Raw genomic sequence first — 13,000 nt, 5'->3', positions numbered from 1 at the left:
TTCAAAGGCAGAAACACAGATTGATATCCGAGTGCAACCGTGCGTAGCGTTTCGGGTGATGTTGAGGGCGGTTTAGGCTAGAATGCACGGCCTCAAAGCACACCCCTTCCCGAGGCTGTCCCGAAGATGTTGATCCTGCGCGGCGCTCCTGCCCTTTCTGCCTTTCGCCACAGCAAACTCCTTGAGCAACTGAGCCAGAAGGTTCCAGCTGTCAGTGGCCTGTATGCTGAATTCGCTCACTTCGCCGAAGTCACCGGCGTCCTGACCGGCGACGAACAGCAGGTGCTTGCGCGCCTTCTGAAGTACGGCCCAAGCGTTCCGGTACAAGAGCCGACCGGTCGTCTGTTTCTGGTGTTGCCGCGTTTCGGCACCATCTCGCCATGGTCGAGCAAGGCCAGCGACATCGCCCGCAACTGCGGCCTGAGCAAGATCCAGCGCCTGGAACGCGGCATCGCGTTCTACGTGGCCGGCCAGTTCAGTGACGCCGAAGCCCAGCAAATCGCCGACGTGCTGCATGACCGCATGACCCAGATCGTTCTGGGCAATCTGGAACAGGCCGCCGGTCTGTTCAGCCACGCCGAGCCGAAGCCGCTGACCGCGATCGACATCCTCGGTGGCGGCCGCGCCGCGCTGGAAAAGGCCAACACCGAGCTGGGCCTGGCCTTGGCCGAAGACGAGATCGATTACCTGGTCAACGCCTTCAACGGTCTCAAGCGCAACCCGCACGACATCGAACTGATGATGTTCGCCCAGGCCAACTCCGAGCACTGCCGCCACAAGATCTTCAACGCCAGTTGGGATATTGACGGCGAAAGCCAGGAAAAAAGCCTGTTCGGCATGATCAAGAACACCTATCAGATGCACAACGAAGGCGTGCTGTCCGCTTATAAGGACAACGCTTCGGTGATCGTCGGTAACGTCGCCGGCCGCTTCTTCCCGGATCCGGAAACCCGCCAGTACGGCGCGGTGCAGGAGCCGGTGCACATCCTGATGAAGGTCGAAACCCACAACCACCCGACCGCGATCGCCCCGTTCCCGGGCGCGTCCACCGGTTCCGGTGGCGAGATCCGCGACGAAGGTGCAACCGGTCGTGGCGCCAAGCCAAAGGCCGGCCTGACCGGTTTCACCGTGTCCAACCTGCAGATCCCGGGCTTCGAACAGCCGTGGGAAGTGCCGTACGGCAAGCCTGAGCGCATCGTTACCGCGCTGGACATCATGATCGAAGGCCCGCTGGGCGGCGCCGCATTCAACAACGAATTCGGTCGTCCGGCCCTGACTGGCTACTTCCGTACCTTCGAACAGTCGATCACCACCCCGCACGGTGACGAAGTTCGCGGTTACCACAAGCCGATCATGCTCGCGGGCGGCATGGGCAACATCCGCGAAGAACACGTCAAGAAAGGCGAGATTCTGGTCGGCTCCAAGCTGATCGTGCTTGGCGGCCCGGCCATGCTCATCGGTCTGGGCGGCGGTGCTGCGTCCTCGATGGCCACCGGCACCAGCTCGGCGGATCTCGACTTCGCTTCCGTACAGCGTGAAAACCCTGAGATGGAGCGTCGCTGCCAGGAAGTCATCGACCGTTGCTGGCAACTGGGCGACAAGAACCCGATCAGCTTCATCCACGACGTGGGTGCGGGCGGTCTGTCCAACGCCTTCCCGGAACTGGTCAACGACGGCGACCGTGGTGGCCGTTTCGAACTGCGCAACATTCCAAATGACGAGCCGGGCATGGCCCCGCACGAAATCTGGTCCAACGAATCCCAGGAACGTTACGTTCTGGCGGTCGGCCCGGCCGACTTCGAGCGCTTCAAGGCGATCTGCGAACGCGAGCGTTGCCCGTTCGCCGTAGTCGGCGAAGCCACTGCCGAGCCGCAACTGACCGTGACGGACAGCCACTTCGGCAACAACCCGGTGGACATGCCACTGGAAGTGTTGCTGGGCAAGGCCCCGCGCATGCACCGTTCGGTGGTTCGCGAAGCCGAGCTGGGCGATGACTTCGATCCGTCGAACCTCGACATCAGCGAATCCATCGAGCGCGTCCTGCATCACCCGGCCGTGGCGAGCAAAAGCTTCCTGATCACCATCGGCGACCGCACCATCACCGGCCTCGTGGCCCGTGACCAGATGGTTGGCCCATGGCAGGTGCCGGTGGCCGACGTCGCAGTTACCGCCACCAGCTTCGACGTCTACACCGGTGAAGCGATGGCGATGGGCGAGCGCACTCCGCTGGCGTTGCTGGACGCTCCGGCGTCGGGCCGCATGGCCATCGGCGAAACCCTGACCAACATTGCCGCTTCGCGCATCAACAAGATCTCCGACATCAAACTGTCGGCGAACTGGATGTCCGCTGCCGGCCACCCGGGCGAAGATGCACGTCTGTACGACACCGTGAAAGCGGTCGGCATGGAACTGTGCCCTGAGCTGGGCATCACCATTCCGGTGGGCAAGGACTCGATGTCCATGGCCACCCGCTGGAACGACAACGGCGAAGAAAAAACCGTGACCTCGCCGATGTCGCTGATCGTGACCGGTTTCGCCCCAGTGGCTGACATCCGTCAGACCCTGACCCCGGAACTGCGCATGGACAAGGGCACCACCGACCTGATCCTGATCGACCTCGGTCGCGGTCAGAACCGTATGGGTGCCTCGATCCTTGCTCAGGTGCACGGCAAGCTCGGCAAGCAGGCGCCGGACGTCGATGACGCCGAAGACCTGAAAGCCTTCTTCGCGGTGATCCAGGGCCTCAACGCCGACGGTCACCTGCTGGCTTACCACGACCGTTCCGACGGTGGTCTGCTGACCTCCGTGGTGGAAATGGCGTTCGCCGGCCACTGCGGTCTGAGCCTGAACCTGGACAGCGTTGCCGAAAACTCGGCAGAAATCGCCGCGATCCTGTTCAACGAAGAACTGGGTGCGGTGATCCAGGTTCGTCAGGACGCCACTCCGGACATCCTCGCGCAGTTCAGCGCGGCCGGCCTGGGTGACTGCGTGTCGGTGATCGGTCAGCCGATCAACAATGGCCAGATCAACATCACCTTCAACGGTGACACGGTGTTCGAAGGCCAGCGTCGCCTGCTGCAACGTCAGTGGGCCGAGACCAGCTACCAGATCCAGCGTCTGCGCGACAACGCCGACTGCGCCGAGCAAGAGTTCGACGCGCTGCTGGAAGAAGACAACCCGGGCCTGAGCGTCAAGCTGAGCTTCGATGTCAACCAGGACATCGCCGCGCCTTACATCAAGAAAGGCATCCGCCCACAGGTTGCCGTGCTGCGTGAGCAAGGCGTCAACGGTCAGGTGGAAATGGCCGCTGCCTTCGACCGTGCCGGTTTCAACGCGATCGACGTGCACATGAGCGATATTCTTGCCGGCCGCGTCGACCTGAACGAGTTCAAAGGCCTGGTGGCCTGCGGTGGCTTCTCCTACGGCGACGTACTCGGCGCCGGTGAAGGCTGGGCCAAGTCGGCGCTGTTCAACAGCCGTGCCCGCGATGCGTTCCAGGGCTTCTTCGAGCGTAACGACAGCTTCACCCTCGGCGTGTGCAACGGTTGCCAGATGATGTCCAACCTGCACGAGCTGATCCCGGGCAGCGAGTTCTGGCCGCACTTCGTGCGCAACCGCTCCGAGCAGTTCGAAGCGCGCGTGGCGATGGTGCAGATCCAGGAATCGAACTCGATCTTCCTGCAGGGCATGGCCGGTTCGCGTATGCCGATCGCCATCGCTCACGGTGAAGGCCATGCCGAGTTCTCCAGCGAAGAAGCGCTGCTGGAAGCCGATCTGTCCGGTTGCGTGGCGATGCGTTTCGTCGACAACCATGGCAAGGTCACCGAAGCCTACCCGGCCAACCCGAACGGCTCGCCGCGCGGGATTACCGGTCTCACCAGCCGCGACGGTCGTGTGACGATCATGATGCCGCACCCGGAGCGGGTGTTCCGCGCGGTGCAGAACTCGTGGCGTTCGGAAGACTGGACCGAGGATGCTCCTTGGATGCGCATGTTCCGTAATGCTCGCGTCTGGGTGAACTGAGGCCTGTGTACAAGCTCGGGTTTTTTGTTCCTGACAGTCATGTCGAGGTGGTCAAGGACGCTGTATTCGCTGCCGGTGGTGGGCGGATCGGGGACTATGACCACTGTGCTTGGCAGGTGCTTGGGTCTGGTCAGTTTCGGCCTTTGGACGGCAGTCAGCCGTTCATTGGTGAGGCGGGGCAGGTTGAGCGGGTTGAGGAGTGGAAGGTTGAGCTTGTGGTTTGTGACGCGTTGATTCGTGATGTGGTGGCGGCTTTGAAGTTGAGTCACCCGTACGAGACGCCGGCTTATGAAGTGTGGCGGTTGGAGGATTTCTGATCTTCCTTCCGCTGGAACGGGAAACCTGCAGATGAGTGATTGTCTGCGGGTTTTTTGTTGGCTGCGATTTGCTTTTCTGTAGGAGTGAGCCTGCTCGCGATGGCGCCCTGACAGGCGACCATGTTCTGGCTGACTGTGTGAATATCCGTTTCTGCGGGTGCTGCGGCTGGCGGTTTCGCTCTTACAGCGAGTCACTTTTGACAAACGCCTCAAAAGTAACCAAAAAGTCTTGCTCCTACGTTCGGCCCGCTCGCTGAGGCTCGGGGTCCCTTCGCTCCGGGATTGATCCGGGCGCAGCGCCTCCGGTTTGCTTCGCTGCACCTCCTCTCGCTGTGTTTGGCTGCGCCAAACGGTCGCTGCGCTCCCACCCCCGGATCAATCCCTCCACTCAGCCTTCCGACGTCGCCCGTGGATCAAGATCAAGAGCTGCAGCCGAGCTTGCGCTCATCCTGGAGTGGGGCGGCTTCGCCGCATGGGGTGTGCGCTTGCTAAATTGTAGGAGCCAGCCTGCTGGCGATGGCGGCCTGATAGCCGACCAATTTCTATCTGAATAAACCGGGTTGAAATTGTGGGAGCGGGCTTGCTCGCGAAGGCGTCCTGCCAGCTCACTGATCCATTGCAGATGTACTCAACCACTGTGGGAGCCTGGCTTGCCAGCGATGGCGGCCTGACAGCCAACCAATCTCTACCTGAATACACCGGGTTGAAATTGTGGGAGCGGGCTTGCTCGCGAAGGCGTCCTGATAGCTCACTGATCCATTGCAGATGTACTCAACCCCTGTGGGAGCCTGGCCTGCCAGCGATGGCGGCCTGACAGCCGACCAATCTCTACCTGAATACACCGGGTTGAAATTGTGGGAGCCAGCCTGCTGGCGATGGGGTCAGTCTGGTCACCAAGGGCATTGGTCCTGTTTAAATCTGTGTCAAATAACCAGAACCTTCCCACAAGGTTTTCAGGTTGTCCCTCGGACGCCCGGTCTCTAGGCTTTGCTTGTCGCTGCCAATTCAGCGACCGGGAGGTGAGATACCCGATTTGGATCCCCAGACAAGTGCCCCCATAATTGCGGTCAGCTTTCGCTGTCAGCAATTCCTTATGGCGGCTATGTACGGGCGGACTTCGGTCCGGCCGGATTTGGGGTCCTTACCGGTAATCTCACTCCGTACATGGCTGCCACCTCTTCTCCGAGTGAGATCGGGAGCAAGTGGCTGCAACACTTAAAAGGACTTGTTCGATGGACAAACTGATCCCCGACCCACCCCACGAAGCTACAACGCCACCCGTCGACGCCATCCGGGTCGAAGACCTAGCCAAAGACCGTGAAGCCATCAAGCGCGCTGTCGATTTCTACTTCACCCCGCAACCCGCCAAACCCCGACAACCCAGCACGATGTTCCTCGTCCACCCCAACGTCGACACCGAAACCCTGCTAGCCCACGCCTACGAATCGTTGGCCTCTGCCAGTGCCATGGCGAGCAACTTCGCCAACGAACTCAGCGGCCTGCAACGCAGCACCGCTCTGGCGATCCAGCAAATCATCATGCTCGCCGAACTCGCGGTAAACCGGGCGCTGGATCGGGTCGATCCACAAACCTGATAACGCGACATCGTTGATCGCCAGCAGGCGGGCTCCCACAACGTCGTGCAGGATTTTGAGAACACTGCTCAACCTGTGGGAGCGAGCCTGCTCGCGAAGCTCTTCTAATTAACTGGCAAGACTATCTGGAGAAGGGAGATGACGAAGGTGAATGACGCGCACGTCCTCTCATCCGCGTTGGATACTCTCGTCAGGAGCCCTCTCAATCAGGCCGATGACGTCGCGCTGGTGAACGCTGCGAAAGAAGTGTGGTACTCGAATTCTAGTGTTGAAAGCGAGGTTAAGGCGTTTCTGAAAAATCACAGTGACGATATAGAACGCCGTCGCGCGGCTTACCTGTTGGAGCGGTTTACGCGCTTCTCTTGTGTGTCTGATAGTCGCGTGCTGGAAACGCTGCATGCGTTGCAGCTTTTCGCGCACTCGACGCCGAAGCAGGATGTTGCACCTCCAAAGATGGTTTCGTTACGCAATCGCAAGGATCAATTAGCCGTCTCTTGGGGGTTAGCAGAAAGCCTTGGATTGAAGGTTCAAACGCTGATGCCATTCCAGACTCGCCATTACCAGGCAGAACAGCATTTACCCTGAGCTGAACGTGTCAGCGATAAAAAAAACCGGCCTGAGCCGGTTTTTTTGTGTTGATTAAACCTTGGCGCTGACCTCACTCCGATTAACCAACGCCTCAATCGCCCCACTCAAACTCGCCGCTTTCTCGCCAATCAACAAATGCCAGACCCCACCCTCCAGCGGGCTGACACCCTGGCAACCCAGCTCTTTCAACTGAGCCTCGGACAACGCTTTACCATCGACCAGTTGCAGGCGAATGCGGGTCAGGGCGATGCAGTCCAGCTGCAGCACATTCTCGCTACCGCCCAACGCCGTCAGCCATTGTTGGGCTTCCGGTGCAGCGACCATTGCAGCTTTCGGTTCCTCGACCACCACCGCAGGCGCAGCCACCAACGCATGCCCCAGCGTCGGCATGGCGAGGCGGATCTCGTCGGCGATGCTGTCGGCCAATGGCCCGACCACCACCTGCAAGCTGCCGCCCTTGCCCGGGCGTACCACGGCCATCGCACCCAGAGCCTTCAAGTCAGCGTCGGAAGCCTTGTTGCGATCGACCATTTCCAGGCGCAGACGAGTCGTGCAGGCGCCAACGGTGAGCAGGTTCTCGGCACCGCCCAAGGCCTTGATGTACGCAGCGGCACGTTCGTTTTCCGTAAGCACCGACTTCTCGGTGGCGGCCACGTCCTCACGCCCCGGCGTTTTCAAATTGAAGCGGCGGATACAGAAATCAAACACTGCGTAATACACCACGGCGTACGCCAGCCCGACCGGGATCACCAGCCAGCCATTGGTCGAGCGCCCCCAACCCAGCACCATGTCGATGAAGCCGCCGGAGAAGGTGAAACCGAGGTGGATGTTCAGCGCATTGGTGATCGCCATCGACAGGCCGGTCAGCAACGCATGCAGCAGATACAGCAGCGGGGCGAGGAACATGAAGGCGAATTCGATTGGCTCGGTCACGCCGGTCAAAAACGAGGTCAGGGCCATCGACAGGAAGATCCCGCCCATGACCTTACGGCGCTCCGGCAACGCATTGCGGTACATCGCCAGGCATGCGGCGGGCAGGCCGAAGATCATCATCGGGAACATGCCGGTCATGAACTGGCCGCCCTTTGGATCGCCAGCGAAGTAGCGTGACAGGTCGCCGGTGACCAGTGCGCCGGTGGTCGGGTCGGTGAAGTTGCCGAATACGAACCACGCCATGTTGTTGAGGATGTGGTGCAGGCCAGTGACGATCAGCAGGCGGTTGAACACGCCGAACACGAAGGCGCCGAAGCTGCCGCTTTCCATCATCAGGCTGCCGAAGCTGTTGATGCCGTGCTGGATCGGCGGCCAGATGTAGCCGAACACCACGCCCAGCGCGACGGCGGCGAAACCGGTGACGATCGGCACGAACCGGCGGCCGCCGAAGAATGCCAGGTACTCCGGCAGCTTGATGTCCTTGAAGCGGTTGTACAGCGCGCCGGCCATCAGGCCGCTGACGATCCCGGCGAGCATGCCCATGTTGATGCTCGGGTCGAGCACCTTGAGCGTGGAGATCATCACCAGGTAACCGATCACCCCGGCCAGGCCTGCGGTGCCGTTGTTGTCCTTGGCGAAACCGACAGCGATGCCGATGGCGAAGATCATTGCCAGGTTGGCGAAGATCACTTGCCCGGCATCGTGGATGATCGCGATGTTCAGCAGGTCGGTGTCACCCAGACGCAGCAGCAGGCCGGCAATCGGCAGGATCGCGATTGGCAGCATCAGCGCACGGCCGAGGCGTTGCAGGCCTTCGATGAAGAGTTGGTACATGGTGGTTCTCCCTGCTCTTTATAGAGAGCTTGTTGTTAGTGCAGAGGCCAATGCTGGTGGCAGGCGTGACGTACCGCAGCGGCGCTGTTGAGTTTCAACAGGTCGCGGCTGAGGCGTTGGCATTCGGCCTCGTGCAACTGGCGCACGCGATCCTTGATTTCACCGATCTGCACCGGGCTCACCGATAGTTCGGTCACACCGAGGCCGATCAGCACCGGCGTCGCCAGTGGGTCGGAGGCGAGGGCACCGCAGACGCCGACCCAGCGCTTGTGCACTGCCGCACCTGCGCAGGTCATGGCGATCAGTCGCAGCAGCGCCGGGTGCAGGGCATCGACCCGAGCGGCCAAACCTGCGTGGTCGCGGTCCATCGCCAGGGTGTATTGCGACAGATCGTTGGTGCCGATCGACAGGAAGTCGGCATGCTCGGCCAGTTGTTCGGCTTGCAACGCAGCGGCGGGGACTTCGATCATCACGCCGATTTCCGGGCGCTGATTGATGCCCAGTTCCAAGCACAGCGCATCGACCCGCTGGCGGATGTGCAGCAGTTCGTCGACTTCGGTGACCATCGGCAACAGGATCCGGCAACGGCGCAGCGGGCTGACTTGCAGCAGTGCGCGCAGTTGCTGATCGAGGATTTCCGGACGGGCCTGAGCCAGACGAATGCCGCGCAGGCCGAGCACCGGGTTGGCTTCGGCGGGCAGCGGCAGGTAGTCGAGTTGCTTGTCGCCGCCGACGTCGATGGTGCGGATGATCACCGAGTGCTCGCCCATGGCATCGAGCACGGCTTGATAGGCGGCACGCTGCTCTTCGATGTCCGGCGCGGTCTGCCGGTCGACGAACAGAAATTCGGTGCGCAGCAGGCCGACGCCATCGGCACCGTTGGCAAAGGCGTCTGCCGCTTCATGGCTGGAAGCGACATTGGCGACCACTTCGATCGCCACGCCATTGCGGGTTTCGGCGGGCAGATGTGCCTTGGCCTGTTGCGCATCGCGGCGTTGCTGACGCTCGATTTGCGCCTGTTGTACTTCGGCCAGGCGTTCGGCGTTCGGCGTCAGTTCGAGGCGACCGCCATCGGCATCCAGCACCACTGACTGACCTTGTGCTTGATCGAGTAATGCGGCGCCCAGTGCAACCAGGCACGGCAGACCTTTGCCGCGCGCCAGAATCGCCACGTGCGAAGTCGCGCCGCCCTCGGCCATGCACAACCCGGCGACACCTTGGGCGCTGAGTTGCAGCAGATCCGACGGCGTCAGTTCATGCGCAGCGACGATGGCGCCGGCCGGCACGTCGTAATGCCAGGCTTCGCCGAGCAGGGCGCGCAGGACACGTTGCTTGAGGTCGCGCAGGTCGTTGGCGCGTTCGGCCAGCAGCGCACTGCCGGTGTGTTGCAGCACTTCGCACTGCACGTCGATCGACTGGCTCCACGCGTGGGTCGCCGCCGTGCCTTGGTCGATGGAATGCTGCGCGGCGTCGAGCAGGGCCGGGTCTTCGAGCAGGGCCAGGTGCGCGGCGAAGATCGCTTCTTCGTCGGTGCTTTTGTGCTTTTTCGCTTGGGCGAGGGTAGCGTTGATTTCGCCGCGAACCTGATTCAGCGCTGCTTCAAGTTTCTGCAGTTGCTCAAGCGGAGCATGATTGCCCGCATCTGCCGGCAGGCTGATCGCGTTCAGGCGAAACAGCGGCCCGCCGACCAGTCCCGGCGCGGCGCACACACCCTGCAGCACGCCAGCTTCGGCCGGGCGCTTGCGCGGTGCGGCGCTGACCGGTGCAGCGGCGTGATGATCGTCGGGCAGGGCAGTCGCCAACGCATTGAGCAAGGCTTGCAGCGCGGCTTCGGCGTCCGGCCCCTGACAGCTGACGTGCACTTCATCCTGCTCGCCGATGGCCAGTCCCATCAAGCCGATCAGGCTGTTGCACGGCGCCGATTTGCCGGCGAAGTGCAGCTGCGACTGGCTCTTGAAGCCTTGCGCGGTCTGGCGAATCAGTGCGGCCGGGCGTGCATGCAGGCCGCCGCGATGCGCCACCAGCACATGACCGTGAACCTCGGGTCCGTCCAGCGTTTCAGCATTTGCCACCGAACTGTTGCGCGCAACGATGTGCAGCAACGGCTCGCCGACCTTTACCGGTTTGAGCGTGATCGGGCGCACCTGGAAATCCTGGCTGTTGGTCAGGATCAACAGGCTGACCAGGCTTTTGCACTGCTGGCCGACCTGGTCCAGGTCGTAGCGCAACAATGGCTGACCGTTGCTGACCCGCGTACCTTCCTTGACCAGCATCGAGAAGCCTTCGCCGTTCAGTTCAACGGTGTCGAGGCCCAGGTGCAGGAGGATTTCTGCGCCGTTGTCAGCGCGCACGGTCAGGGCGTGGCCGGTACGGGCGACGTGGATGATCTCCCCGGCGCAGGGCGAATACAGAGTGTCATTCAGCGGGTCGATGGCGATGCCGTCACCCATCGCGCCGCTGGCGAACACCGCGTCCGGGACTTTGGCGAGCGTGAGCACCGGGCCGCTGAGCGGGGCGCTGAGGGTCAGCTCTTTATTGTTGTTGTGCATGGCTCGGTCTCATCAGGTGTGCAGTCATTCGGGCTTAGTGCGTACGGGTCACTTTGCTCAGGTGGCGCGGCTGATCCGGGTCCATGCCGCGGGCCACGGCGAGACCTGCGGCCATCACGTAGAAGCTCTGGATCGCCAGGATCGGATCGAGGGCCGGGTGTTCGGCGCGGCTCAGGGTCAGGTCGCGTTCGAGGATGTCGTCCGGCGCGGCCAGCAGCACACGGGCGCCGCGTTGACGCATCTCTGCCGCAAGGCTGATCAGACCGGCCTGTTCGGCACCGCGCGGGGCGAACACCAGCAACGGGTAATGCTCGTCGATCAGCGCCATCGGGCCGTGACGGACTTCGGCGCTGCTGAAGGCTTCGGCCTGGATCGCCGAGGTTTCCTTGAATTTCAGCGCGGCTTCCTGAGCGATGGCGAAACCGGCACCACGGCCAATGACCATCAGCCGTTCGCAATCTCGCAAGGCGTCGATGGCCGCGCTCCAGTCCTGCTGCGCCGCTTCGCGCAGGCCTTCGGGCAGGGCGTTGTGCGCTTCCAGCAGTTCGCTGTCTTCTTTCCAGTGCGCGATCAGGCGGGCGCTGGCGCTGAGGGTGGCGATGAAACTCTTGGTCGCGGCGACGCTGCTTTCGGTGCCGGCGAGCAACGGCAGGCTGAATTCACACGCCGCTTCCAGTGGCGAATCGGCGGCATTGACCATCGATACGCTCAGTGCGCCGCGCTTGCGCAGCAGCCGCAGACTGTTGACCAGATCCGGGCTCTGACCCGATTGCGAGAACGCGAACGCCACCTGACCGCTGACCTTCAGCGGCGCCTGCTGCATGGTCACCACCGACATCGGCAGCGACGCCACCGGTACGCCCAGTTGCTGCATGGTCAGGTAGGCGAAGTAGCTCGCTGCATGGTCGGAACTGCCACGCGCGACGGTCATCGCCACTTGTGGCGGCTGACGGCGCAGGCGCCCGGCGATTTCGATCATCTGCGGGTCGAGCTGTTGCAGTTGGGCTTGCACGGCCTCGAACGAGGACAGCGCCTCTTCAAGCATTTTTGAAGTCAATGTCTTCTCCTTCGACCATGACGGCGGTCAGTGTGAGTGAGCGATCCAGCCGCACGCAGTCGGCCCAGGCACCCGGTTCGAGGCGCCCGCGTTCGTTGATGCCGAGGTAGTCGGCGGGGAATTGCGAAAGACGTTGCGAGGCCTCGGCGATCGGCAATCCGATCTTCACCAGATTGCGCAGGGCCTGATCCATGGTCAGGGTGCTGCCGGCCAGCGTGCCGTCGGGCAGGCGCACGCCGCCCAGGCATTTGGTCACGGTGTGGCTGCCGAGCTTATATTCACCGTCGGGCATGCCGGCGGCCGCGGTCGAATCGGTGACGCAATACAGGCATGGGATCGAACGCAGGGCCACGCGGATCGCACCGGGATGCACGTGCAGCAAGTCCGGGATCAGTTCGGCGAATTTGGCGTGGGCCAGCGCGGCGCCGACGATCCCCGGTTCGCGGTGATGCAGCGGGCTCATGGCGTTGTACAAATGGGTGAAACTGGTCGCGCCAGCCTCCAGAGCGGCGACGCCTTCCTCGTAGCTGCCGAGGGTATGGCCGATCTGCATGCGGATGCCCCGGCTGCTGAGTTCGCGGATCAACCCGTCGTGGCCGGCGATTTCCGGAGCGATGGTGATCACCCGGATCGGCGCCAGCGCGAGGTATTCCTCGACCTCGGCCATCAACGCGGTGTGGGCGAAATTCGGTTGCGCGCCTAGTTTGCCGGGGTTGATGTACGGGCCTTCCAGATGCACACCAAGGACGCGGGCGGCACCTTGCGGACGCTGTTCGCAGAACTCGCCGACCTCTTTCAGCACGCTGGAGATCTCGGCACTCGGTGCGGTCATGGTGGTGGCCAGCAGCGAAGTGGTGCCGAAGCGCACGTGGGTGCGGGTGATGGTCTCGAAGGCACTGGCACCTTCCATGATGTCTTTGCCGCCACCGCCGTGGACGTGCAGGTCGATGAAACCCGGCAGCAGGTAGGGCAGATCATTGTCGGCCGGATCGCAGGGCACGCCTTCGATCGACACGACTTTGCCGTGTTCGTGGATCAGCCGGCCGCGAACCCAGCCGCTGGCGGTGAGGATGTTGTCTTCGGACATTTTGCTTCTCTCGTTTG

8 protein-coding genes are annotated in these 13,000 nt (G+C 62.3%); 4 read left to right on the top strand and 4 right to left on the bottom strand.

Annotated elements, in window-relative coordinates; translation table 11 throughout:
• The first annotated feature begins 126 nt into the window (after positions 1-126).
• The 4 genes from purL (at position 127) to J1G18_RS21590 (ending at position 6,520) form a co-directional block, all read left to right on the top strand.
• Entirely contained in the window at positions 127-4,023 is a 3,897-nt protein-coding gene (gene purL, locus J1G18_RS21605; RefSeq protein WP_223008428.1) for a phosphoribosylformylglycinamidine synthase, read from the top strand.
• A gap of 5 nt (positions 4,024-4,028) precedes the next feature.
• Complete coding sequence (locus J1G18_RS21600; RefSeq protein WP_223008427.1) at positions 4,029-4,340, top strand: YqfO family protein; 312 nt, start codon at positions 4,029-4,031, stop codon at positions 4,338-4,340.
• Positions 4,341-5,572: 1,232 nt separating this feature from the next.
• Positions 5,573-5,935 (top strand): DUF6124 family protein, encoded by a 363-nt coding sequence (locus J1G18_RS21595; RefSeq protein ID WP_210558946.1) that lies wholly within the window; start codon positions 5,573-5,575, stop codon positions 5,933-5,935.
• Between the two features lie 138 nt (positions 5,936-6,073).
• Complete coding sequence (locus J1G18_RS21590; RefSeq protein ID WP_007967820.1) at positions 6,074-6,520, top strand: hypothetical protein; 447 nt, start codon at positions 6,074-6,076, stop codon at positions 6,518-6,520.
• A gap of 54 nt (positions 6,521-6,574) precedes the next feature.
• On the opposite strand, the gene nagE is transcribed toward J1G18_RS21590, so the two are convergent.
• Genes nagE through nagA form a run of 4 tightly spaced genes read right to left on the bottom strand, consistent with a single transcriptional unit; the run spans position 6,575 to position 12,983 of the window.
• Positions 6,575-8,290: an N-acetylglucosamine-specific PTS transporter subunit IIBC gene (gene nagE, locus J1G18_RS21585; RefSeq protein WP_223008426.1), complete on the bottom strand. Its 1,716-nt coding sequence runs from the start codon at positions 8,288-8,290 to the stop codon at positions 6,575-6,577.
• A gap of 35 nt (positions 8,291-8,325) precedes the next feature.
• Complete coding sequence (ptsP, locus tag J1G18_RS21580) at positions 8,326-10,839, bottom strand: phosphoenolpyruvate--protein phosphotransferase (RefSeq protein ID WP_223008425.1); 2,514 nt, start codon at positions 10,837-10,839, stop codon at positions 8,326-8,328.
• Between the two features lie 34 nt (positions 10,840-10,873).
• A complete protein-coding gene (locus J1G18_RS21575; protein ID WP_223008424.1) occupies positions 10,874-11,896 on the bottom strand; it encodes an SIS domain-containing protein in 1,023 nt (340 codons plus the stop codon).
• Complete coding sequence (nagA, locus tag J1G18_RS21570; RefSeq protein ID WP_134785506.1) at positions 11,877-12,983, bottom strand: N-acetylglucosamine-6-phosphate deacetylase; 1,107 nt, start codon at positions 12,981-12,983, stop codon at positions 11,877-11,879. The genes J1G18_RS21575 and nagA overlap by 20 nt, the downstream gene beginning before the upstream one ends.
• Positions 12,984-13,000: the final 17 nt, after the last annotated feature.

It is taken from the genome of Pseudomonas sp. MIS38 (assembly GCF_019891575.1).
Taxonomy (GTDB): Bacteria; Pseudomonadota; Gammaproteobacteria; order Pseudomonadales; family Pseudomonadaceae; genus Aquipseudomonas; species Aquipseudomonas putida_A.
This window is presented reverse-complemented; position numbering and strand designations above follow the sequence as displayed.

Bases quoted from the DNA above. Each gene is read 5' to 3' on its own strand.
- purL (WP_223008428.1), top strand. From the start codon at position 127: ATGTTGATCCTGCGCGGCGCTCCTGCCCTTTCTGCCTTTCGCCACAGC.
- J1G18_RS21595 (WP_210558946.1), top strand. From the start codon at position 5,573: ATGGACAAACTGATCCCCGACCCACCCCACGAAGCTACAACGCCACCC.
- J1G18_RS21590 (WP_007967820.1), top strand. From the start codon at position 6,074: ATGACGAAGGTGAATGACGCGCACGTCCTCTCATCCGCGTTGGATACT.
- nagE (WP_223008426.1), bottom strand. From the start codon at position 8,290: ATGTACCAACTCTTCATCGAAGGCCTGCAACGCCTCGGCCGTGCGCTG.
- ptsP (WP_223008425.1), bottom strand. From the start codon at position 10,839: ATGCACAACAACAATAAAGAGCTGACCCTCAGCGCCCCGCTCAGCGGC.
- nagA (WP_134785506.1), bottom strand. From the start codon at position 12,983: ATGTCCGAAGACAACATCCTCACCGCCAGCGGCTGGGTTCGCGGCCGG.